This window comes from Pseudomonas viridiflava, from assembly GCF_003702045.1.
Classification (GTDB): Bacteria; Pseudomonadota; Gammaproteobacteria; order Pseudomonadales; family Pseudomonadaceae; genus Aquipseudomonas; species Aquipseudomonas viridiflava_C.
Genome location: NZ_RBTP01000012.1, coordinates 910,186 through 934,042, shown reverse-complemented (window position 1 = coordinate 934,042; position 23,857 = coordinate 910,186). Strand labels below are relative to the sequence as shown.

19 protein-coding genes are annotated in these 23,857 nt (G+C 59.8%); 9 read left to right on the top strand and 10 right to left on the bottom strand.

The features are described from left to right. Positions 1–7 precede the first annotated feature (7 nt). Positions 8–958: a LysR family transcriptional regulator gene (locus tag ALP40_RS06175; RefSeq protein WP_122207394.1), complete on the bottom strand. Its 951-nt coding sequence runs from the start codon at positions 956–958 to the stop codon at positions 8–10. 202 nt (positions 959–1,160) lie between these two features. Here ALP40_RS06175 and ALP40_RS06170 point away from each other — a divergent pair, with 202 nt between their 5' ends. Continuing rightward, positions 1,161–1,697: a sterol desaturase family protein gene (locus ALP40_RS06170; RefSeq protein ID WP_122207393.1), complete on the top strand. Its 537-nt coding sequence runs from the start codon at positions 1,161–1,163 to the stop codon at positions 1,695–1,697. Here ALP40_RS06170 and ALP40_RS06165 read toward each other — a convergent pair. The 5 genes from ALP40_RS06165 to fni are packed head-to-tail and all read right to left on the bottom strand — an operon-like array spanning position 1,627 to position 7,546. Further along, positions 1,627–2,580 carry a phytoene/squalene synthase family protein gene (locus tag ALP40_RS06165; RefSeq protein ID WP_122207392.1) on the bottom strand — a complete coding sequence of 318 codons (954 nt, stop codon included), beginning with the start codon at positions 2,578–2,580 and terminating at the stop codon, positions 1,627–1,629. The two genes, ALP40_RS06170 and ALP40_RS06165, sit on opposite strands and share 71 nt — an antisense overlap. Then, positions 2,577–4,067: a phytoene desaturase gene (locus ALP40_RS06160; protein ID WP_122207391.1), complete on the bottom strand. Its 1,491-nt coding sequence runs from the start codon at positions 4,065–4,067 to the stop codon at positions 2,577–2,579. Before ALP40_RS06160 ends, ALP40_RS06165 begins: the two co-directional genes overlap by 4 nt. Further along, positions 4,064–5,230 carry a lycopene beta-cyclase CrtY gene (gene crtY, locus ALP40_RS06155; protein WP_122207390.1) on the bottom strand — a complete coding sequence of 389 codons (1,167 nt, stop codon included), beginning with the start codon at positions 5,228–5,230 and terminating at the stop codon, positions 4,064–4,066. Before crtY ends, ALP40_RS06160 begins: the two co-directional genes overlap by 4 nt. Then, a complete protein-coding gene (locus ALP40_RS06150; RefSeq protein ID WP_122207389.1) occupies positions 5,220–6,500 on the bottom strand; it encodes a glycosyltransferase in 1,281 nt (426 codons plus the stop codon). The genes crtY and ALP40_RS06150 overlap by 11 nt, the downstream gene beginning before the upstream one ends. After that, a complete protein-coding gene (fni, locus tag ALP40_RS06145) occupies positions 6,497–7,546 on the bottom strand; it encodes a type 2 isopentenyl-diphosphate Delta-isomerase (RefSeq protein WP_122207388.1) in 1,050 nt (349 codons plus the stop codon). The genes ALP40_RS06150 and fni overlap by 4 nt, the downstream gene beginning before the upstream one ends. A gap of 166 nt (positions 7,547–7,712) precedes the next feature. On the opposite strand from fni, the gene ALP40_RS06140 reads away from it, so the two are divergent. Next, on the top strand, positions 7,713–8,603 hold the full coding sequence (locus ALP40_RS06140) for a polyprenyl synthetase family protein (RefSeq protein WP_122207450.1): 891 nt from the start codon (positions 7,713–7,715) through the stop codon (positions 8,601–8,603). Here the strand turns inward: ALP40_RS06140 and ALP40_RS06135 are convergent. Continuing rightward, positions 8,575–9,666 (bottom strand): diguanylate cyclase, encoded by a 1,092-nt coding sequence (locus ALP40_RS06135; RefSeq protein WP_122207387.1) that lies wholly within the window; start codon positions 9,664–9,666, stop codon positions 8,575–8,577. The two genes, ALP40_RS06140 and ALP40_RS06135, sit on opposite strands and share 29 nt — an antisense overlap. A gap of 320 nt (positions 9,667–9,986) precedes the next feature. On the opposite strand from ALP40_RS06135, the gene yghX reads away from it, so the two are divergent. Further along, complete coding sequence (gene yghX / locus ALP40_RS06130) at positions 9,987–10,874, top strand: YghX family hydrolase (protein ID WP_122207386.1); 888 nt, start codon at positions 9,987–9,989, stop codon at positions 10,872–10,874. A gap of 267 nt (positions 10,875–11,141) precedes the next feature. Here the strand turns inward: yghX and ALP40_RS06120 are convergent, their stop codons facing one another. Then, positions 11,142–14,189: an FAD-binding and (Fe-S)-binding domain-containing protein gene (locus tag ALP40_RS06120; protein ID WP_122207384.1), complete on the bottom strand. Its 3,048-nt coding sequence runs from the start codon at positions 14,187–14,189 to the stop codon at positions 11,142–11,144. A gap of 153 nt (positions 14,190–14,342) precedes the next feature. Between ALP40_RS06120 and ALP40_RS06115 the strand changes: the two genes are divergently transcribed. The 4 genes from ALP40_RS06115 (at position 14,343) to ALP40_RS06100 (ending at position 18,931) form a co-directional block, all read left to right on the top strand. After that, positions 14,343–15,248 carry a LysR substrate-binding domain-containing protein gene (locus ALP40_RS06115; protein ID WP_122207383.1) on the top strand — a complete coding sequence of 302 codons (906 nt, stop codon included), beginning with the start codon at positions 14,343–14,345 and terminating at the stop codon, positions 15,246–15,248. Positions 15,249–15,260: 12 nt separating this feature from the next. After that, complete coding sequence (locus ALP40_RS06110; protein ID WP_122207382.1) at positions 15,261–16,163, top strand: LysR substrate-binding domain-containing protein; 903 nt, start codon at positions 15,261–15,263, stop codon at positions 16,161–16,163. Positions 16,164–16,352: 189 nt separating this feature from the next. After that, on the top strand, positions 16,353–17,663 hold the full coding sequence (locus ALP40_RS06105; RefSeq protein WP_122207381.1) for an MFS transporter: 1,311 nt from the start codon (positions 16,353–16,355) through the stop codon (positions 17,661–17,663). Then, complete coding sequence (locus tag ALP40_RS06100) at positions 17,660–18,931, top strand: amidohydrolase family protein (RefSeq protein WP_122207380.1); 1,272 nt, start codon at positions 17,660–17,662, stop codon at positions 18,929–18,931. The genes ALP40_RS06105 and ALP40_RS06100 overlap by 4 nt, the downstream gene beginning before the upstream one ends. Before the next feature lie 12 nt (positions 18,932–18,943). On the opposite strand, the gene ALP40_RS06095 is transcribed toward ALP40_RS06100, so the two are convergent. Then, positions 18,944–20,071 carry a GNAT family N-acetyltransferase/peptidase C39 family protein gene (locus ALP40_RS06095; RefSeq protein ID WP_122207379.1) on the bottom strand — a complete coding sequence of 376 codons (1,128 nt, stop codon included), beginning with the start codon at positions 20,069–20,071 and terminating at the stop codon, positions 18,944–18,946. Positions 20,072–20,163: 92 nt separating this feature from the next. Between ALP40_RS06095 and ALP40_RS06090 the strand changes: the two genes are divergently transcribed. Together ALP40_RS06090 and ALP40_RS06085 are read left to right on the top strand one after the other, a co-directional pair. Then, positions 20,164–21,750 (top strand): RimK family protein, encoded by a 1,587-nt coding sequence (locus tag ALP40_RS06090; RefSeq protein WP_122207378.1) that lies wholly within the window; start codon positions 20,164–20,166, stop codon positions 21,748–21,750. Positions 21,751–21,756: 6 nt separating this feature from the next. After that, positions 21,757–22,686: a magnesium transporter CorA family protein gene (locus ALP40_RS06085; protein WP_122207376.1), complete on the top strand. Its 930-nt coding sequence runs from the start codon at positions 21,757–21,759 to the stop codon at positions 22,684–22,686. Between the two features lie 283 nt (positions 22,687–22,969). Here the strand turns inward: ALP40_RS06085 and ALP40_RS06080 are convergent, their stop codons facing one another. Continuing rightward, positions 22,970–23,821, bottom strand: coding sequence for a DUF1989 domain-containing protein (locus ALP40_RS06080; RefSeq protein ID WP_122207374.1), 852 nt, complete (start codon positions 23,819–23,821; stop codon positions 22,970–22,972). Positions 23,822–23,857: the final 36 nt, after the last annotated feature.

Sequence of the window (23,857 nt, the reverse complement as noted above, 5' to 3'; positions counted from 1 at the left end):
CAGCGCGTTATTCGGCGTAAATGCTCTGCAATAGGGCATCGTGAGCACTGGCTTCATGCATGACCATGTCAGGCACCAACCACTTCGCGGTAGTCGCGATTTCGTCGATCAAGGCGTGCGTTACATCGGTATGCGGACTGGCGAACGCCGAAATCAGGCCGAAGAAAAACGGGATGTTGCAAGCGATCGGCCGCACCACGACGCCCTGGATCGGCACACCCTTGGCCGTGAACGGATCGACCAGCGCCACACCCAGTCCGGCTTTGGCCATCTGCATGGCGATCAGTGAAGTGTTGGTGTCGAGCATGTGCGGCAGCTCGCCGCCAGCGGCTTGAAACGCCTTGTCGATACGGCGACGAAACCGATAAGGATTGGCCATCGTGATCAGCGTCTGACGCGCCAGCACGTCCATCGTCAGCACCTCATGAGCAGCCAGCTCGGAGTCGGCTGGCAGGACAGCAACGCAAGGTGCCTCGCCAATCCAGTGGATTTCCAGCCCGCGATGCTCCAGCGGCAGGCTGACTGCGCCCAGATCGGTGGTCTTGGACAGCACCGCCTGCACGACATTTTCCGGCGACATGCTCTGCAACTGGATCTGCCGTGGCTTCAACTGCTCGGGCAGCCGCGCCAGAGCGGCCGGGAGCAGGCCGGCAGCCAGCGCAGAAATCGCTACCAGCTTGACCTGATGATTCTCTTCCTCGGCAATGTGCTGCGCACGTTGACGAATGTTGCGAATCCCCAGCAGTGCACTCTCCACCTCGCCATACATCATGAACGCTTTGTGCGTCGGCGTGACCTTCGGCCCGCTGCGTTCGAACAGCGCAAAACCCAGCTCCTGCTCAAGCTCCTGAATCACCCGCGTGACGGAAGGCTGCGAGCGACCGAGCATTTTGCCAGCGGCCGTGACACTGCCTGCCGACATCACTGCCGCAAAGGCTTCAAGCTGACGCAAATCCATAAACACCCTTGATCGATACAGATGATGGGCTGGCGCGGGATGCACGTCTGCGCCGGTCGAGTGGCGAAAGTCTACACGCAGTGTGGAGCGCACGCGCCTGTGCAAGGTACATTTGCAGCGCCTGACAGGCCGCCCGAGAGTCGGATCGAACGCCGATCCCCTGTCACAGTCTCATCCCAGGCACCCCTGGAGGACAAAACGGATGATTTTCAACTCGCTGGTGTTTCTCGCCACGCTGATCGGCATGGAAGGTTTTGCGTTTCTGGCGCACAAGTACGTCATGCATGGCTGGGGATGGGGCTGGCATCGCTCGCACCATGAACCGCGGACCGGCTGGTTCGAGAAGAATGATCTGTATGCGTTGGTTTTTGCAGGCGTTGCCATCGTGCTGATCGCGCTGGGCACCGAGGGCTACCATCCGCTGGAGTGGGTCGGTGCGGGGATGACGGCCTATGGCTTGCTGTATTTCGTCGCCCATGACGGGCTGGTACACCGGCGCTGGCCCTTCAGCGTGGTGCCACGCGCAGGCTATGCCAAGCGGCTTTATCAGGCGCATCTGATGCATCACGCGGTGTCCGGCAAGGAGCGCTGCGTGTCATTCGGGTTTCTGTATGCGCCTTCTGTTTCCAGACTCAAAGCACAACTCCGTGAGATGCACGGCGGACCGCTCAATAAACACGACGAGGACGTTGCCACAGAAGAGCCGGGCGCGCGGGATGGCGCTTCGCACGTGAAATAGAGGCATGCCATGCGCCGAGTGTGACCAGCCTGATCTTGTCCACTTTCGTCGTCGACTGACGTGAGTCCCACGCCTGGGCACCCGCCTCTCTCACTTTTATTCCAATTTCGCGGTAGACGCATCGAGCGGTGGCAACGGCCCACGCCGAACGCCACGGCAGCGCGGGCAGTCCAGCCTGTGCGCTGTCATAGAAGGGCTCGGCCATATCGATCAGTCGCCGGGCCAGCACGGCCACACGCTGGCGATATTCGGGTTCAGCAAGACGATCACGAGGGATGCCGATTTCAGCCAGCCAGTCCGTGGGCAGGTAACAGCGCCCGACGCCTGCATCTTCAACGATGTCACGGGCAATATTGGTCAGCTGAAACGCCATGCCCAGATCACAGGCGCGGTCCAGCGTGCGTTCGTCTTTGACGTTCATGACCTGGGCCATCATTAACCCGACCACGCCAGCCACGTGATAACAATACTCCAGCGTGTCCTCAATGCTGCGGTAGTCCCGCTGGTTAACGTCCATCGCAAAACCCGCAAGGTGGTCCAACGCATAGTCCTGACGAATGCCGTGGCGGTAGACCACATCCTTGAACGCAGCGAAGGCCGGGGACTTGGGCGGCAGTCCGGCGTAGACATCATGGGTCTGCGCGATCAGGGCCATCAGACGCTCGCGTACCTCGTCCTGCGAAACGACCGTAGCACCGTGTCCGGACGCCTGACCATCAATGACGTCATCGCAATGACGGCACCAGGCGTAGAGCATGACGGCGCTGCGGCGGGTCAAGGGGTCGAACAGTTTTGAAGCCGCCGCGAAGCTTTTCGAGCCGACGGCAATGCTCTGTAATGCGTGATCTACCAGTTGTTGATCCTTTGTATCCGGTGCAGTCATGCGTGAATGCCCTCCAGCATCAGGCCTGCGGTGGCTTTGGCCGAACCAATCACACCGGGAACACCCGCACCCGGGTGGGTTCCGGCACCGACCAGATAGACGTTGCTCAGGTTCGCATCGCGGTTGTGGGGGCGAAACCAGGCGCTTTGCTGCAGCACCGGCTCAAGCGAAAAAGCCGAGCCTAAGTGCGCGTTCAACTCATCACGAAAATCATTGGGTGTGAAAATCCGGCAGGTGACCAAGTCTTCACGCAACCCGGGCATGTAATATTTTTCCAGGTATTCAAAAATGCGATCCCGGTAGCGCGGCCCTTCGATTTCCCAGTCTATGGGCGCATTGCCCAGATGCGGCACCGGTGACAACACGTAATGACTGGAGCAGCCCGGTGGCGCCAGGCTCGGATCGGTAATGCACGGAGCATGCAGGTACAACGAGAAATCTTCGGCCAGCGTCGCGCCCTTGAAGATTTCCTGAATCAGCTCGCGATAGCGTGGCCCGAAGCACACCGTGTGGTGCTGCAACTGCGGCTGAGGTCGTTTCAGGCCGAAGTGAATAACGAACAGCGAGTTGCTGAATCGCTTGCGCTTGAGCCGCGCGCCCTCCTTCACTCCACGTGGATATTGAGCCAACAGGTTGGCGTAGGTGTGGACCACATCGGCGTTGGATGCCACGCAGTCAGCGCTCAGCACGCGCCCGTTGTGCAAACGAACACCGGTGGCCCGAGCGCCGTTGACTTCAATGCTGGCCACCTCTGCATTGAGCTGGATGCGGCCGCCGATGTCCTCGAACAGCTTGACCAGGGCTTGCACCAGCGCTCCCGTTCCGCCCTTGGGAAACCACACGCCCCACTGACGTTCCAGCGCATGAATCAAGGTGTAAATGGATGACGTGGCGAACGGGTTGCCGCCGACCAGCAACGAGTGAAACGAGAAGGCCTGACGCAGCTTCTCGTCTTCGATGAACTCGGACACCTTGGAGTACACGCTGCGCCACGCCTGAAGACGGGCCAGTTGCGGCCCGGCCTGAATCATGTCCCGAAACGACAAGAACGGCACGGCCCCCAGCTTCAGATAGCCTTCGTTGAAAACGGCTTTGGAATAGGCCAGAAACCGCTGGTAGCCCGCGATGTCTTTGGGGTTAAGCGCGCCAATCTGACGATCCAGCGAAGCTTGATCGTTGGCGTAATCGAACTGCGTGCCGTCTTCCCAGCACAGCCGATAGAACGGCGAAACAGGCAACAGTTCGACGTAATCCGTGATGGACTTGCCGGCAGCCGTGAACAGCTCTTCGATGGCTGATGGATCAGTGATAACGGTAGGCCCGGCATCGAAGGTGAACCCCTCGTCCTGATACACGTAAGCACGGCCGCCCGGCTTGTCGCGCTTCTCAAGCAAGGTGGTCTGCATGCCGGCAGCCTGGAGGCGGATGGCCAGTGCCAGACCGCCGAAGCCGGCACCGATCACAACGGCGTTTTTTGCGGGTGTCATAAAGGATTCTCGTAATGTCTGGGCAAATAACGGACGGCGGCGCGCATGGCCTCGCTGACCGGTACAGGAGGCTTGCCGATCAACAACCTGATTTTGTCGCGGGCAGGCGTTTCACCCGCATAGAAACGACGGATCAGGCTGTCGGGCAAGCCGTAGAAACGTTGCATCACTTGCCAGCGGTCCTGGGGCTTTCCGGCCAAAAACAGCATGCGATTGAGCAGGCGGTAGAAACCCTGACGTTGCCATTGCCTGCGGGCGAACGCGCGTATTCCCGTAGCGAGCGTGTCGGCATCCAACACGTGTTGCTCGGCAATCCAGTCGGCCAGCTTCACCGCCGAGGGCAACGAGTAACCGGTGGTGCAATGGAACAGGCCCGCTCGCAGGCCGGAGCGCGGCTGGCCCGGATCTTCGTTCCAGAAAGCGTCGAAATCACCCGCCAGGGTAATCGGCAACACGCCCTGCTCCTCCCGCAGGCAAGCCTCAATGGCCCAACCCTGTTGACGCGCATAGTCGGCAATGTGACGGCGAAGTTCATCCGGCGACGACGAATGCCGGTCCACGTAATGGGTGTCTTCGATCAGTAGCGTGTCGCTGGAAAACGGCAGCACATACACAAACCGATAGCCGTCCTGCTGCGCCACCCGGGCATCCATGATGATCGGCATGTCGAGCCCGTGAGGTTGTTTCAATTGCACCACCTGGCCCAAAAACGCCTGCTGCCCAAGCACCAGGTGCGTGCTGGGCTGCACGCCACGACCGTCGATCACGGCCCGAGCATTGAGTGTTTCGCCGTTGGCCAACGTCACCGAGCGCGGGCTTACCTCCATGAGGGGTTGACCCACCCAAAGGCCGTCACCCAGGGCGGGTTCAATGACCTGCGCGAAGCGTTCGGAGGTGATGCTGGCATAGCCGGTTTGCATGCGGCGCGAGCGCTCGGGGAAATAGACGTCATAAGCAGGCCAGGTCTTTACCACAAACGGCTTGAGCCACTGACGCTGCTCCCTGCTCAGGTCGCCGTCGTGGTATGACCATGTGTGGTTACCGCCCGGATGCGGCTGCTCTTCGATACACAGCACGTTCAATTCGGGGCGACGTTGTTTGAGCCGCCAGGCGATCAGGCCGTTGGCGAGCCCACCCCCGGCGAGAATCAGGTCATAGTGCATAAACGCCTCCTGCAAACACCGGTTGGCGTGTACGCACCACATCTTCGACGATATTCGCGGCCTTGAAGGTTCCACCTGCCGCGTCCAGCTCAGCGGCCAACTGTCGCAAAGGCTTTTCCGAACGAACGAGCAGGTGTTGCAACTGGGCCTGGATCTTTACCGCTCGTGCCCGACGGTTCAGCTGTTTGCCCAGCCGGTGGTAACAGACCCGGGCCGCGACGCCGGGTTGATCGAACGCAATCGGCATGACCAACATGGGCGTACAGGCGGCAATCGCGTCCATCACGGTGTTCAGACCTCCGTGGGTAATCACGACGTCGGCCTTTTCCAACACCCACTGCTGGGGAGCGAAAGCAGTGACCCACACATCGCCCATCTGCCTGAGCGTCTGTTCCTGTGCCGCGTCGAGCCCGCCGCAATGGGCAATCAGTAACTGTGCGTTCAGGCGCTGGCAGGCAATGACCATCTGTTTAAACATGCCCAGACGCCCGCCTTGCAAGGTGCCCAGGCTGGCAAAAATGAACGGACGGTCAGGGTCGATGGACCACTCGCCCTGAACGGCCTTGGCCGTTGGGCGTAGCGGCCCGACAGTATGAAAATGCGCCGGCCGGTTTTCACGCGGGAAATCGAAGCCGCTCACCGTCTGGCTGATCTGCGCGAACGGCGACAGGTACTCGTGCATGCCGTTACGGGGCGTCACGCCCAAGCGGTGGGACGCCTCATGCAGCACGTTACGCAAAGGCCGCATCATCCAGTCATAAATGCGCGTGCTTGCCTCATACAGCCGCCTGCTGCGCTTGTCCGTGCCGAAAGCGAACGGCATGACGGGCAGCGGCAAATGGGGTTCGCGATTGACCGGCAACGCACAGGCTATCGAAATGAACGGCAGCCCCAAGGCCTCAGCGACCAAACCGCCGCCCGCCTCCATTTGATCGCAAAGCACTGCATCGATGGCTTCATGCGCCAGCGCTGCCGGCAGCTCCGAGCAGAACATGGCCGTCGTGTTGCTGAGATCGCGAATCACACGGCGCAAGCCCAACGGACCGTGAGGTGCCGCCGCTCGACGCAATGACCCTGCCAGGCTGCCCGGTGGATGGCTGATAGCGCCCAGGGGATAAAATCCGATGCGCGAATCGATCAGCCAGCGATGGGCATCGGCCTGATGAAAGAATGTCACCCGGTGGCCACGTCCGATCAATTCCAGCGCCAAGGCTTGAAACGCTTGAAAGTGACTGTAGAACGCAGGGGCGACAACACCAAAATGACTCATGAAAAACGCTCGCTCGACGGATCCTTGCTCATGAGCCGGGCCTCTCGTAACGCTGCAAGATCACGCGAACCGGTGCAGAAACAAGCGATGCGCAGCTGGCGAATTATTGTTTCAAAATGTTCAATCACTGCCGATTCGGATTCAAGCGCCTCTTGAAGCACGCCGGCAGCCTGACCGACCAGATCAGCCCCCAGGCGGATGGCCTTGGCGGCATCAATGCCATCACGGATACCGCCAGAAGCGATCAACGTCGTGTGCGGCAAGGCCTGACGCACGTTGATCAGACTCATGGCCGTCGGTATGCCCCAATGGGCAAAAGCCATTGCCACCTTGCGGTCCGCAGGGCGGGTGGCACGCTCGCCCTCTATCGCTGCCCAGCTCGTACCGCCCTTGCCCGCCACATCGAGCACCTGCACGCCAGCCTCGACCAATGCACGCGCAACCGGGACGGACAGCCCGGCACCGACTTCCTTGACGATGACCGGCACGCCGACGCTGTCGACCGTGCGCGCGATCGCGTTCAGAACCCCTCGCCAATCCCGGTCGCCTTCGGCCTGCACGGCCTCCTGCAACGGGTTCAGATGGATGATCAGTGCATTGGCTTGCAAGGCGTCCACTGCGCGGCGCGCCAACTCCGGGCCATCGACCTCCAGCAACTGCGCTGCGCCAATATTGCTCAGCAGTGCAATGTCAGGTGCCAGGCGTCTCAGTTCTCGGGTCAGGCCCTGGTCGTTGGGGCTGCGTAATCCCACACGCTGTGATCCCACCCCCATCGCGATGCCCAAGTGCTGCGCGGCCTGAGCCAGGTGCCGGTTGATGGCGACGGAGCGCTGGGCACCGCCCGTCATCGAGCTGATCAACAGGGGCGCACGCAGCGGTATCCCTAGCAGACGGGTGCTTAAATCAATGTCGCCCAGGTTCAGTTCAGGCAGCGCGCAATGCTCGAAGTGAATCGCATCAAAGCCCGTTCCAGAGCCTTCGAAGCGCTGCTCAAGCACGATATCAAGATGATCATCCTTGCGTCGGCTAAGGTCGCTATTGTCCATGACGGCTCCGTTTTAGCTGGATCATTTTTCCATGCGTGTGGTCTGTAGATTCTTGAGGCACTCAGGAGCGGAGGTCGTTCCGTTAGTTTGAAAGGCAGCATTAAAACCTGAGACAAGGCAGCTGAACTGTCGAGCCTATATAGCCAGAGTAGAAGCGATGACAAAAATGGAATTGGACGCCCCTCTCGATAACGGCCTGATCGAGCGTCTGGCGCACATGCGTGAACGGATCGAGGCACGTCTGGACGAATTACTGCCCGTTGAAGGCAACGAACGCGATCTGGTCGCCCTGGCAATGCGTGAAGGCACACTGGCTCCCGGCAAACGCGTCAGGCCGATGTTGTTGATGCTGGCCGCTGAAGGGTTGGGGCATGTGGGTCGCCAGTCGCTGGATCTGGGCTGCGCCGTGGAAATGATCCACGCCGCCTCGCTGGTGCTGGACGACATGCCCTGCATGGATAACGCACAGTTGAGGCGGGGCCGACCCACCGTACACCTGAGGTTCGGCCAGGACGTGGCGATCTTGGCGGCCATCGCGTTATTGAGCCGCGCATTCGGCGTCGTCGCCGCGATCAATGAAATTGAGCCAACAACCCGTACCCGGATCATTGAAATACTCGCCGAGACGGTGGGTATGCAAGGGCTGGTTCGCGGCCAGTATCAGGACCTGCACGAAGGCAAGCACAGTCGGTGCGCCGAAGAGATCGCGCTGACCAATCGGCTCAAGACCGGCGTTCTGTTTGGTGCCCTCATGGACATGGCCTGGCTGATCAGCAGCGCCGAGGAGCCAGTGCGTCAAGCGTTGCAGGATTTTGCCACGGAGCTTGGTCAGGCCTTTCAGCTGTACGACGACCTGCAGGACAATACCGTCGATAACGCGAAAGATCAGGGCAAGGACCAAGGCAAGTCCACCCTGGTTGCGCTGTATGGCCAACAGAAAGTGGCTGAACAGTTGCAGGCCCATCTCTCTATTGCTGAAGGCCACCTCAAGCAGGCTTACGGTGACGCTCACTCCATCAGCGACTACCTCAGACTGGTGTTTCTAAAGGCCCTGTGATGCAAGCGCCCTGCTCGGCCGTCATCACGCGATTTCGGCCGTTCTCCTTTCCCTGATAGAGCAACGCATCTGCACGATTGAGCGCCACCTGAAAGGCTTCGCCCGGATGGATGACTGCTGTGGCAAGCGTTGCTGTCACGTCCAGTTTGCGGGTGTCGATGCGCCCTGATTCCTCCCTGATACGTGTCCAGATCCGCTCGGCCACCCGTCGCGTATCGGCCAGCGAGGTGTCCGGCATCAGCACCAGAAACTCTTCTCCGCCCCAACGCGCCGCCAGATCGCTGGTGCGCACGCATGAGCTGATGATGCTGGCGACCCGCTGCAGGATGAGGTCACCGGACTCGTGACCATGAAGGTCATTGATCTGCTTGAAATGGTCGATGTCCAGCAGTATCAGCGAGGCCGACAGTCCGTTGCGTTGCGATTCCATTTGCCGTACGCGGTGCAGAATTCTTCGGCGCGTATAAAGGTTGGTGAGGCTGTCCCGATTGGCGATGTGGAACAGGCTCATCTGCATGGAAGAGGTAAAACGCACCGACAACGCGGTCGCATAGATCGACAGGGACGTGGCAGTGAATACATTCACGATACCAAACAGGTCCAGTACCTCCCTGCTCAACCCTGAACTCAACCCCATGTAACGGCGAAACGTAAAGCAACCCACCGCAGCCAGCAGAACGGCCAGGCCGTATGCAAACCGCCTGACCTTGGCCAGTTGAAAGGTGAAGGCGATGATCGGCACGACACAGAACAGGTAAAAACTGAAGTTGCTGTCCCACCCCAGCACCCAGCTTGCCAATACGGCATGGCCGATGATTTCAAAACTCATCCACTGACCCGCCTGTCGGTAACGACGACCGCGAATCAGGTACAGGCAGTTGAGGTAGATCAGGGTGCTGACGAGGTTGGCTCCCCAGAGAATCGGTACGTCGAGAGCAATGAACAGCCCGAACAGCGTCAAATGGATAAGGAGCGCGACGTAGACGACAGGAATGATGTGTTTCCAGAACTGGACAGCAGTCTCCTTGAAGAGCTGGGAACGGTCATCGGCGGAGAGGATCATCACGTAATCTCGAAAGTACAGGTTGAATACGGCCGCAGGACACGAAGGCGTAATTCATGACGTATTGTCGGCATGAACCCGCTGCGCTTGATGTATCGAGCAACAATAAATGTCGCTGAAACCGGGCTGTGCAGGTCTTGTTTGAAGGCCCAGGCTCGGGAAAGTGCCCCATCGGCAGGCGAACAATCTGCTCGGGCTCTGGCGTGCGGGTTGTGCAGGTAATAGTTACTATCCGTCAAACGCTGCTTTAATGGAGCGGTGCTTCCCAGCCGATTGTCATGAAGCGGCGGGCCTCGAATGATCCAGAAGGAAGGGTACGGATGGAACGTCTCACTGCGAAAGACTTTGCCCCTGAACTGCTCGAACTCTATGACTATTACGCCCACGGCAAGATCAACCGGCGTGAATTTCTCGACCGTGCAGCGGTGTTTACGCTGGGCGGGCTCACAGCAAGCGCCCTGCTCGCCTCGCTGAGTCCCAATTACGCGCTGGCCGAGCAGGTGGAGTTCACCGACCCCGACATCATCGCCGAATACGTGTCCTATCCATCGCCTAAGGGGCATGGGCAGGTTCGCGGCTATTTGGTGCGCCCTGCCAAGGCGACCGGCAAAGTGCCCGCCATCATCGTGGCGCATGAAAACCGGGGACTGAACCCGTACATCGAAGACGTGGCTCGACGTGTCGCCAAAGCGGGCTTCATCGCACTTGCGCCCGATGGCCTGTCCTCAGTGGGCGGGTATCCGGGCAATGATGACAAAGGCCGCGAACTTCAACAGAAAGTCGATCCCGAAAAGCTCATGAACGACTTCTTCGCCGCCATCGAGTGGCTGATGAAGCATGAGGCAACCACGGGCAAGGTGGGTATCACCGGGTTTTGCTATGGCGGCGGCGTGACCAACGCAGCGGCGGTGGCTTATCCGGAACTGGGCGCTGCCGTGTCGTTCTACGGGCGTCAGCCGAAATCTGAAGATGTGGTGAAGATCAAAGCACCGATCATGATCCACTACGGCGAACTGGACACCCGCATCAACGAGGGCTGGCCCGCTTACGAGCAGGCCTTGAAAGCCGCTGGCACCACGTACGAAACCTACATTTATCCGGGCGCCAACCACGGCTTCCACAACGACTCGACCCCACGCTATGACGAAGCGGCAGCCAAACTGGCCTGGGACCGTACGCTCGGGTGGTTTAGAAAGTATCTGGTTTGAGTGGGGATGCAGTGCTTACTGTCTAGAACTGCGATAACGTCAGGCCAGTCATTGAGCGTCGACTGAAGAAACTCGTGGGAGCGGACTTGTCCGCGAAAAGGCCGGTAAATCCGACCCATTGGCAGTGGCTGAAACACTGCATTCGCGGACACGTCCGCTCCTACCGAGTATGCATTCAGTCAGACACTCTCGTTTGGCCTCGTTTTGAACGTCTTCGAGACGTATGTGTAACGACGAGCGCAGAGTGTTGAGAGCTATCGTACGGCATCACCCTGCCCGCATGCGCTCCAGCAGCACTTGCAAAGGATGCCTTACCACCTTGCCGTCCTGACGTTTGACCTGACTCCTGCACGAATAACCATCGGCCACCAATCGGTCATCACCGCCATGACGGGCCACCAGTGGCTGCCAGGACTGACTGTAAATAGTTTCGCTGGTCTTCACGTTGCGGGTTTCATGGCCATAGGTGCCGGACATGCCGCAGCAGCCGCTCGGCAGCACTTGCAAGGTCAGCCCGCTGTGAGCGAAGGCTTTCTGCCAGAGGCCTACGCTGGCCGGTTCGTTGGTTTTCTCGGTGCAGTGTGGCAGGAAGTAATACGTCTCGGCCTCTGCTTCCGAACCCTTATCGACCAGCGCCGAGGCCAGCCATTCCTGGGGCAGCATCACGGTCGGCACGTTCTCGCTGCCCAAGGTCTTGCTGTATTCCTGGCGATACACCAGCGTCATTGCCGGGTCGAGTCCGATCAACGGAAGGCCGGATTCCTGCAACGTGCGCAGGGACTGGCTATTGAAACGGGCGGCCTTTTCAAACGCCGCCATGAAGCCTTGAACCTGCAGAGGCTTGCCGTTAGGGGCGAACGGCGCGAGGTAGACCTGATACCCCATGCGCGAGATCAGCTCCAGCCAGTCGGCCGCCAGCGGGGTTTCGAAGTAGCGAGTGAATGCATCCTGCACCAGCACCACCGTGCGCTGGCGTTCCTGCTCGGTCAAAGCTGCCAGACGCGCAGGTGTCGCGATGCCGACGTTCCAGCGCGCGCAGGCTGCTCGAAAGTCCATCAGGCTCAACAACGGGCTGTCGACCATGCCAGCCACGTGCTCAAGCAGATAGCGGACCGGCTTTGCATTCATCAGGCCGTTGTACAGAGCCGGGAAGCGCGCCAAATGCGGAATGCTGAATTCCAGCGAACCAATCAGGTAATCCTTGAGTGGGCGCAGGTAGCGGCTGTGGTACAGCTCCAGAAAGCGCGACCGAAACTCGGGGACGTTGACCTTGACCGGGCACTGACCTGCGCACGATTTGCACGCCAGGCAACCGGACATTGCGTCATAGACTTCATGGGAGAAGTCTTTCTGCCCCGTCATCCGGGCCACGCTGTTGACGGTGCGCTCGGCCAGGCTTTTCACCTTATTGGCCGTGCGCGCCCTGGCGCTGGCGGTCAGCACGTTCACGTCCTGCTCGCCTTGCAGACGCAGCCACTCCCGGACCAGCGAGGCGCGGCCTTTGGGCGAGTGGATACGGTCGCGGGTGGCTTTCCAGGACGGGCACATGGCGTCATCGGGGTCGTAGTTGTAGCAGGCACCATTGCCATTGCAATGCAGCGCCGTGTCGTAACTCTGCCAGACGCGCTCGTCGATGGTGCGGTCCAGATCGCCGCGCAGTTTCACCTCGTCCACCAGCGTCAGACGCGCCTCGGGCACCGAAGCGGGCGTGGCGATCTTGCCCGGATTGAGTTGGTTGAACGGATCACAGGCGGCCTTGAGCGCCTGCAGTGCGGGATACAGCTCGCCGAAATACTCGGGCACGTACTGCGAGCGCAGCCCCTTGCCGTGTTCGCCCCAAAGCAGACCGCCATAGCGCTTGGTGAGTGCGGCGACAGCGTCCGAGACTGGACGAATCAGCGCCGCCTGCGCAGGATCTTTCATGTCCAGAATCGGCCGCACGTGCAGCACCCCGGCGTCCACATGGCCGAACATGCCGTATTGCAGTCCGTAACTGTCCAGCAGCGCGCGAAACTCCTGGATGTAATCGGCCAGATTTTCCGGTGGCACCGCCGTGTCTTCAACGAACGGCTGAGGACGCGCCTCGCCCTTGACGTTGCCCAGCAAACCGACAGACCGTTTGCGCATGGTGTAGACGCGGCTCACCGCCGCACTGCCGATCGCCAGCGTGTGGCCGAGGCGCACGACCGAGGTATCGGTCTGCAGGTGCTCCACAAAGGCATGCACGCGATGTTCGACTTCGTTCAGCTCATCGCCGCTGAACTCGATCAGGTTGATGCCCAGTGTCGGTGTAGCCGGATCCTGAGGAAAGTACTCGGCAACCCCGTGCCAGACGATGTCCTGCATGGCCAGCATCAGCACTTTCGAATCCACGGTTTCGATGGACAGCGGGGTGTGCGCCATCAGCACCTTGGCGTCGCGCAGGGCGTCCATGAAGCCTGCGTAACGCACATTGACCAGAATCGAATGCCTGGGAATCGGCAGCACGTTCAGTTTGGCCTCGACAATAAAGCCCAGCGAACCCTCGGATCCGCACAGCACGCTGTTGAGGTTGAAGCGCCCGTCTTCTTCACGCAAATGGGCAAGGTCGTAACCAGTCAGGCAGCGATTGAGGGGCGGAAAGATGTCCTTGATCAGTTGCGCCTGGGTATCGGCGATCTGCTGTGCGCAGCGATAAAAATCGCCTGCCCGATCAACGCGAGCCTGTTCGCGCATCAGGTGATCGGCGTCAATGGCCTGAGTGTTCACGTAGGATCCGCCCAGTAACACCGTGGACAATTCCAGCACGTGATCACGGGTCTTGCCGTAGGTGCAACTGCCCTGCCCGCTGGCGTCGGTGTTGATCATGCCGCCGATGGTGGCGCGGTTGGAGGTCGACAGTTCGGGGGCGAAAAACAGGCCGTGGGGCTTGAGCGCGGCGTTGAGCTGGTCCTTGACCACGCCGGTTTGAACCCGCACCCAGCGCTCCTCGACGTTGATTTCCAGGATGGTGTTCATGTGCCGCGACAGATCAACCACTACACCATCGGTCAGCGACTGACCATTGGTGCCTGTTCCGCCGCCACGCGGTGTCAGTACGACCTGTTTATGTTCCGGTCTAGCTGCCAGTCGGGCGACGATTGCCACGTCATGGGCGTCCATCGGGAACACGGCCGCCTGCGGCAAGCGCTGGTAGATTGAGTTGTCAGTAGCCAGCACGGTGCGCGATCCGAGATCCCGGGCGATTTCTCCGCGAAAACCACCCTCACTCAGGGCATTGAGGAAACGGTCGTAGTGACCAACCTGTTCGGACGTCGGCTTCAACAGCGCAATCATGGTGGTGTTCCTGACGGATAGGCTTTTTATATGCAAAGCACGTATGCTTCGAATGGCTCGCAAGCACGGCAATATCTACGGTTGGCGTGATTCTCCGGCCTGCGACACTTCAGTGCAAACGTAAAACCTGCCGTTTTTCCATGAGCTTTATGAATGAACCCCAGAAGACTGACACCTTCAATGTCGCTGCTGATCGCTTTCGAGGCGGCCGCCCGACATGGCAGCTTTACCAAGGCCGCCGATGAACTGACGCTGACGCAGAGCGCGGTGAGCCGTCAGGTGCAGGCGCTGGAAGCTCAGCTTGAGGTGGAGCTGTTCAAGCGCGATGGCCGCCGGATCGAACTCACCACCGCAGGCGCGCTGTATCAGCACGAACTGGCCGCAGCCTTGGGTCGCATTCGCAGCGCAACGTTGCAGACCATCGCTCACAAGGCCGAAGGCGGCACCCTGCACCTTGCCGTATTGCCCACCTTTGGCTCGAAATGGCTGCTGCCGCGCATGAATGATTTTTATGCCCGTCATCCAGGCTACGTAGTGCATGTGCATTCACGCATCGTGCATGCCGATCTGACCCCGGCGGCCAGCGAAATGAATGCCATCATCTGCGCAGGCACCGGCAACTGGCCGGGCTATGTCGCCCACCCGCTGGTCAGCGAAAAACTGGTACTCATTGCCAGCCCCGGTGCGCTTGCAGGCTATGGGTCGATGACGCCTGCGCAAGTGGCGCAACACTCGCTGCTCAGTGTCGTGTCGCGCCCCAACGCCTGGTCGGACTGGTTCGAGCGTAACCGGTTGGATCACCACGTGATGCGCCCCGGCCCGAGTTTCGAACTGACTTCGCACCTCATTCAGGCGGTGGCTGCAGGGATCGGCATTGCGCTGGTGCCGCGTATTCTGGTGCTCGATGAGCTCGACAGCGGCGAACTGGTGACGCTATTCGAGCCACTGGACAGCGGCCGCAATTACTACCTGGCCTACGCGACACGCTTTCAGAACCTGCCGTCGCTGTGCGTGTTCAGGGACTGGCTGCTGTCCATTCCGTTCCCCGACAGCCTCTGATCCGGAGCCTTCATGCGCATCGAGCCGTTGCCACCGCTGCAAAACCTGATCGCGTTCGAGGCCACCGTGCGCCACGGCAGTTTTACCCGAGCGGCCACCGAACTGCACCTCACGCAAAGTGCGATCAGTCGGCAGGTGGCGCAACTGGAAGAGTTTTTGGGTCGGGCGTTGTTTCGCCGCGAGCATAAACGCATTCACCTGACGGTGGCCGGGCAGATCTACGCCGAACAGATTCATCGCGTACTGACCCTTTGCGCGGAAGCCACTGCACAGGTCATTACCCACAGTGGCGAACAACAACTGACGCTGGCCTGTTCCAGCGGCGTCGCGGCCTTGTGGCTAGGCCCGCTATTGGGCCGCTACCACGACGAATTTCCGGGCGTCGATATTCGTTTACGCGTCGTTGACGGCCTGGACTCGCTGATCCGTGCCGAATTCGATCTGGCGCTGTATTTTCTGCGTGAAAGCGCCCCCGCCGGCCTGGACAGCCGGTTGCTGTTTGCCGAGTCGGTGAACGCCTATTGTTCGCCAGGCTATCTGAAAGGCCAGTTGCTTGAACCTGCTCAACTGCTCGATCACTGTCTGCTGATGCTGGAAGACGGCCAGCGCCAGTGGCTGTCGTGGAACGACTGGTTCGCGCGTCAGGGCGTGGATGCGTCGCTGATCCGCCAGCGTATGACGGTCAATCTGTATCCGGTGTTGGTGGACCTGGCGATGGCGGGTCATGGCATCGTGCTGGGCTGGCAACCGATGATCGATCGGCATGTGCAGTCCGGTGCGCTGGTGCCAGCGTGCAGCACCCGTGTCGGCGCGGTGGGCGGTTACCACCTGCTGACCCCTAGCGGCAAAACGCCCCGCCGCGCAGCGCGTGCCTTCGAGAAATGGCTGAGCGAAGAGATCCACTCAACGACCTGACGTTGAGAAAGCGCTCTTGCATGCGCCTGCCGCATGCAAACCTGCGTAAAGAGCGTTTTCTCTAAATCGGGACTGAGCCTACTCTCAACCCTAACGGGCGCTAGACCTGATTCTGTTTCACCTTCCGACTCTGCCCCTTTTATCAATGCAGGGTCGTTCCCTGCGTGTAATGCATGCAGGAGCTAAAAAGTGAGCACAGCACAACAATCCCTCACACACCCTCACAACAAACAGGCGCGCCGCGCCATCACGGCCACGGTCATCGGCAACGGCCTTGAGTGGTTCGACTTCACGGTTTACAGCTTCTTCTCAGTGATCATCGCCAAAGTGTTCTTCCCGACCGGCAGCGAGCTGACCTCTTATCTGCTGGCATTGGCCACCTTTGGCGTGGGCTTCTTCATGCGCCCGGTAGGCGGCATCGTGTTGGGCATCTACGGCGACAAACATGGGCGCAAGGCAGCGTTATCGTTGACCATTCTGCTCATGGCGTTCGGCACTCTGATCATTGCCCTGACACCGAGCTTTGCGCAGATCGGTTACCTGGCCCCGGTGTTGATCGTGCTGGCCCGGCTGCTCCAGGGCTTTTCCGCAGGCGGCGAGATGGGCAGCGCCACGGCCTTCCTGACCGAACATGCGCCAGCCGGCCGCAAAGCATTCTATTCCAGCTGGATTCAGGCGAGCATCGGCGTGGCCGTCTTGTTGGGCTCGGCACTGGGCGCGATCCTGTCCAGCTACCTCACCCAGGCACAGCTGGAAAGCTGGGGCTGGCGTGTGCCGTTCCTGATCGGCACGCTGATCGGACCGGTGGGTTTCTACATTCGCAGCCGCGTCGACGAATCGCCTGCCTACACCGCCAGCAAGCCCGTCGATTCGCCGCTGCGTGAAGTGATCAAGACCTACCCGCGCCAGACCCTGATCAGCTTTTCGCTGGTGGTGCTCTGGACCGTCTGCACCTACGCGATTCTGTTCTACATCCCCTCCTACGCCCAGCGCGTGCTTGGCCTGCCATCGTGGATGGGCTTCACCGCAGGCATGATGGGCGGCGCCGTGTTGATCGTCGCTACGCCGCTGGTGGGCGCGATGGCAGACCGCAGTGGCAACCGCTCGTGGCTGCTCGGCTCAGCCATCGCCATTTTCTTCAGCGCCTACCCGATGTTCCTCCTCATCAACCAGATGCCAGGGCTGTTCTCGCTGCTGATTTTCGAACTGGTGCTCGGTCTGCTGATTTCCGGCTACATCGGCTCGATCCTCGCAGCCTTCGGTGAATTGCTGCCGACCCACGTTCTGTCCACGGGTTTATCGGTCGCTTACAACTTCGCAGTCACCCTTTTCGGCGGTTTCGCCACTTTCACCATCACCTGGCTGATTGCCTCGACCGGCAGCAACCTTGCGCCGGCCTTTTACATCATGTTCGCGGCAATTGTCAGCGGCATCGGCGCGATGCTCTATCGCGACCCTTCCCCCGCCCTCAATCGCCCTCTGACTGGAGCTTATCAATGAGCACTGCTGAATCTTCCCGCCTGATACTGCGTAACGGTCGCCTGCTGGACCTTGAGCTGGGACAACTGATTTCGGGTCAGGAAGTCGTGATCCAGGGCGAGCGCATCGTCGAGGTGCGTGCTGAAGGCGAGCCTGCCGGACCTGACGATCAGGTCATCGATCTGGGCGGCAAGACCTTGATGCCAGGCCTGATCGACTGCCACGTCCACGTGCTGGCTTCCAACGCCAACCTGGGCATGAACGCGCTGCAGCCCAACGCAATCATCATGTACCGCGCCCTGCCGATTCTGTCTGCGATGCTGGAGCGCGGCTTCACCACGGTGCGTGATGCCGGCGGCGCGGACTGGGCGTTGGCTCGCTCGATTCAGTTGGGGCTGATTCCGGGGCCGAGAATCTTCGCCTCGGGCAAGGCGCTGTCCCAGACCGGCGGTCACGGCGACATGCGTGCGCGTGGCGAACTGCTGCTCAACGAACCCTGCTCGTGCTGCTTCCGGGCCGGGGCGATTGCGCGCGTGGTGGACGGCGTCGACAACGTGCGCCTGGCCGTGCGCGAGGAACTGCAACAGGGGGCGAACCAGATCAAGATCATGGCCTCCGGCGGTGTGTCATCGCCGACGGATCCGATTGCCAACACTCAGTACAGCGAGGCTGAAATCCGCGCCATTGTCGATGAAGCGGCGGCGGCCAACACCTACGTCATGGCCCATGCATACACCGCACGCGCCATACGCCGGGCCATCGAGTGCGGCGTTCGCACCATTGAGCACGGCAATCTCGTGGACGCTGACACTGCACGCCTGATGGCAGAGAAAGGCGCGTTTGCCGTGCCGACCCAGGTCACCTACGAAATGCTCGCCGAATACGGTGAACGCTTCGGTCTGCCTGCCGATTCGGTGGCCAAGATCGAAGACGTCCGTCAGGCCGGGCGAAATGCGCTGGTATTGTTCGCCGAAGCCGGTGTACCGATGGGCTACGGCTCCGATCTGCTGGGCGAGATGCATGAATATCAAACCCATGAACTGAAGATTCGGGCCGAGGTTCTGGGCAACCTGGCAGCCCTGCGCAGCGCGACCAGCGTGGCTGCACAGATTCTGCAGCGTGAGGGCGAACTGGGTTGCATCGCCAAGGGTGCGATCGCCGATGTACTGGTGGTGGATGGCGACCCGCTGACCGACATCCACTGCCTGGTGGGCCAAGGCGAACGACTGGCAATGATCGTCCAGGGCGGTCGTGTGCGCAAAAACACGCTGACCGCGCATCAGGATTGACGCCATCATCGCTCATAAGGCCAGGGCAGGGTCAGGCTCGCCAGTCGCTGCCGCATAGACGATCACAGCGGCGCGCAGCTTGTCCGTACCGAAACAACTCATGCGATTGAAATCGGCATGGCTGACAGGCAGATGCTGACAATCGATGGGCTGACGGTGCAGGCTGTGGTCGATGTCGGGGTCGTGCAGGTAGACAAAATCGCTATCGCAGTCGGTGACCATCACCCAGTGCGGTGCCTTGGAACGGGTCAGGCGGTAACTGCTGATCAACACCAGCGGACGACCACCCTCTGCCAGGACGCTGGTCAGGTTCAATGACGGGCTGGCCAAGGTTTCGACACTGGACGCTTGCAGTTCGCGACAGAACTGCTCGTGTACCAGACGCACCACTTGTTTCTTGGTGTCGCTGCGCACGCCGCCCAGAAACAGTGGCCCGGACACCGACACCAGCAGCTTCACGAAAAAGCCACGCCGCCAGGCTGCCAGTGCCAATCCTTGTGGGCTGCACCCGCCGTGACCTGAAGTCATGAACACGGTGGTTGCCTCACGCCAGATCTGCAACTCCTCGGCCCGTGTCATAGGCCGCTCGGGTTGCAAGGCCTTCATGGCCATCAACAGGCACGCCGGACCACAGGTGAAATCCAGCGTTTGCTGGTAATAAGGCACCGAACGGCCATTGTGCCGGGCATGCTCGACAATGCGTTTTTCATACCGCAGTGCTGGGGCATGATCCTGGTAGTAATCGTCGACCTGAGCAAAGCGTCGATAGCCGCTGCGTTCGTAAAGGCCGATAGCTGCGAGGTTGTCGGGGCGCACTTCAAGGCGCAGGTAGGCGCAGTCGCGCTCGACGGCCTGGTGTTCGGCACGTTGCAACAGGTATTTGCCAAGGCCAAGACCGCGCGCTGCATCGGCAATCGCCAGCGAATAAAGACGCCCCAGCGACGTGCCACGATGGAACAGCACCAGCGCGTAACCAGTCAGTTGCCCACCCCGCTCGGCCACGATCAGGCAGGCATTGGCCCGCCGGATCATCCAGTTGAAACTGCGCGCCGTCAGCCGGTCGCCTTCAAAGCACTGGTTCTCCAGAAACAGCAGGTCCTCGACATCGGAGTCCACTGCGTCGCGAAATATAAAGTCCATCTGCACCGCCGTAAAAGTTGTGTAACGAAACGGGACATTTCACTAAGCACATGCTTAATAGAAAGGACTGTTTCCCATCGGATCGATTACACATGTCAGCGGCGCAGGTGAAGATGAACGAAGTATCGGCTCAACTCGCAGTTTCAGCAACAACGAAACGCGCGTATCCCGCAGTTCCTTTTGCAGCACAGAGCCAAGTGGTCATTATTGTCGAGCGACTGGAAGACTGGGCATCATACGTCCCCAGTGAAGACTTGATGACGGCGCAGGATTACCTGGAGAAACCGCTGAAAGCCACGGCCGGCCAGCGTGTTCAGGTGATCAATCTGTGCCGGAGTTACAAATACCTGGGCCACGGTTATTACTGTTCATTGTTGGCCGAGGCGCGACAACACAATGTTATTCCCTCGGTACGCACGATCAGCGAACTGACACGCAAGTCCTTATACGGACTGGCACTGGATGACCTGGATAAAGTGCTTGAGAACGCACTTCAGGATCACCCGTATGACGACACCGAAGGGTTCACGCTGACACTTTATTTTGGCCAGACCACCCGCTCGCCATTGAATGACCTGGCCCGCCAGTTATTTGAGGCGTTCCCCTGCCCGATTCTGTTGGTGGAGTTTCGCAAGCGCGAACATTGGCATATCGCAGGCATCAAGTCTGGCGCTCTGCCCAAGTTGCGCGATGATCAGCAGGATGAGTTCGCCATTGCACTGGATGGCTTCAGTCGCAAAATCTGGCGTCAGCCGAGTTCGCGTCGCATGGCCCGCTACGACCTGGCGATTCTGCACGATCCACAGGAGCAATTGCCGCCCTCCAATGCACAGGCATTGGCCAATTTCATCCGCGTGGGCCAGCGGTTGGGGGTCGATGTGGAGTTGATCGAGAAGAAGGACTACGCGCGACTCGCCGAATACGACGCGCTGCTGATCCGCGAAACCACCAGCGTCGACAACCATACTTACCGTTTTGCCAAAAAGGCCGAAAGCGAGGGGTTGGTTGTCATGGATGACTCGACCTCGATTCTTCGCTGCACCAACAAGGTGTACCTGACCGACCTGCTCAAGAGCCACAACCTGGGCATGCCGCAGACCGAAATCCTCTACAAGGACCGCCCGGAAGAACTGGAGAACGTGGCCAAACGCTTGGGCTTTCCATTGGTGCTGAAAATCCCGGACGGCTGTTTTTCACGCGGTGTAATCAAGGTCAGCACGGCGGAAGAAATGCACACCGCCACGACACAGTTGTTTGAACACTCGGTGCTGCTGCTCGCCCAAGAGTTTTTCTACACCGAGTACGACTGGCGCATCGGCATCCTCAACCGCAAGCCTATTTTTGCCTGTCAGTACTTCATGTCCAAAGGGCATTGGCAGATCTACAACCACAAGGCCACTGGTACCGAGATCAATGGCGAATGCCGCACCCTGGCGGTTCATGAAGCGCCCCGAGCCGTGGTCGATCTGGCTCTCAAGACCGCTAACCTGATCGGCGACGGATTGTACGGGGTGGACCTCAAGCAGTCCGGCAATCAGGTGGTGGTGATCGAGGTCAACGACAACCCAAACCTGGATGCCGGTATTGAAGACGCGTACCTGCAGGACGACCTGTACGGCCTGGTGCTGGAAGAGTTCATCCGCCGCCTGGAGCTCAAACGCCTTGGCCAGGCCTGGTGACCGTCGATGATCAAAGGCCTGAGGCTCGACGCCAATCGACTGCAAGCGTGTGACCTGCAAACGGCTCAAGTGCAGTGGTTCAGCAAACCGGACGCCAGCGAGCGCACGCTGCTGCTGGAACAATTTCATCTGGATGAGCATGCCGTTGCGTCGGCACTCGACCCGGACGAAGTCTCCCGCATCGAATTTCACCCCGATGCGCTGTTCCTGATCTGGAAGCGGCCTGAAAACTATTCAGGCAAAGACAGCTTCTCATTCGACGTCTCGTCGTTCGGCGTGCTGCTCAAGCAGGATCAGTTGCTGTTGATCTGCGACGACGACCAGCCACTGACCTCATGGGTGACGCAACGTCCACTGACTCAGCCGCTGGATATTCTGCTGGAGATGCTGTTCAACAACATTCATCACTATCTGGGCCACCTGAAGGTGATCAAGATGGTGGCGCGAGAGCTGCAGCAGAAATTCAATTCGTCGCTGGAGAACCGCCATCTGCTGCAAATGTTCAACCTCAGCGAAAGCCTGGTGTATTACATCAATGCGATTCACAGCAACGGCACGGTGCTGGCCCGTCTGCGCAACCATGTGCAAGGCAAAGAGTACGGCAGCGCCAGTCTGGCGTTGATCGACGACATGATCATCGAGAACGACCAGTGCTACAAACAGGCCGAGATCTATTCAACCGTCTTTGCCGGCTTGATGGATGCACGGGGCAATCTGGTCAACAACAGCACCAATAACCTGCTGCGCAAGCTGACCTTGATCAACGTGGTGTTCCTACCGTTGAACCTGATTGCCGGGATCGGCGGCATGTCGGAATTCAGCATGATGACTGCCCCGCTGCCGTGGTGGGTCAGCTACCCCGCGCTGCTGGTCGCCATGTTGGGGATGGGCGTGGCGATGATCTGGGGATTGCGCAGAATGGCGCGCACGGCGTGAGCGGATCTTGCGGCAAACTCAGTATTCGCGGACAAGTCCGCCCCCACGGGTCTGGCGCGTATTCGCGCACAAGCGCAACGCAGCCCGACCTGCTCTTATCTAGCACCTGACTTCTGAAGAAACGCTGAACTCTGCTTCTGCCCGCAAGGCGTGGGAGCTTGCGGAGGTTACGACGACTGCGATGGGCTGCGCTGCAGCCCTGGGTGGCCTCTGATCTAACGTCTATAAAAGTATTCAGTAAGTGCCGCTTGCTTGATGCAGCGCCGCTTGCGGCATCAGAAATCTAGACTTCCCACTCGGCCTTGGACATCTGCAAGCCATGCAGTCCGTTGTAAGCCGCACGCTGCGGCGGTTGCCAGCCTTCCAGCAGCGATGCTTCCAGCTCATAAATCTCGACACCCAACGGCCTGCACACGCTCAACGGATCCTGCGCGTCAGGTCCCCACATCGGCAGGGACAGATCCCCGCCCGGGCAGGTCGACAACGCGCACAGCAGATCGATTTCAGCGAAGAACTCCAGGTAATCGCCCTTCTGTGCCGGACAGGCTTTCATGAAGTACATGTCGTCATGGTTGAGCCCGGTGCATTGAAAAATGTTCAGAACGTCATGCACGTCGAATTCGGTCAGGCCGTGGGGCAACACCGCTCGCGTCAGGTTCGAGTGGCAGTGATGATGAAAGTCCTCGCCAGTCAGCATCTTGTTGACGTAGGGATCGCAGCGTGTGCCCAGCAGGTCGTGCAGGCGCGCGCCGTGTTCGTCGATGCCATAACTGGCCAGACTGTCGTCAGTGATGGTCACCATTGGACGCAGGAACGGCAGGTTCGACCAGAGCCGGTCATGGGTGCTGACATGGGCACCCTGCAACTGGCGTGTTCTGGCGGCCCACAAGCGCTCACGCGGATCGTCGGCGTTCCACACATTGAAATCGCCCACTTGTGGTCCTGCCGGTGTGGTGACGCGAAACACCTGCCCGGCCTTGACCTTCCAGGCGCGCCCGGTGCGGATCGGTATGTCGAACTGTTCGATCAGCGTGCGCTGCTGCCTGTTGGCGCGTATGCGCTCGTAAAAGGCCGTATCCACGTGCAGCGCGGCACCTTTACTCACCTGATAGGCAGCGGGATAGTCTTTGTACATGCGGGACCTCTCATGGGCAGTCTGGAAAGGCTCTCA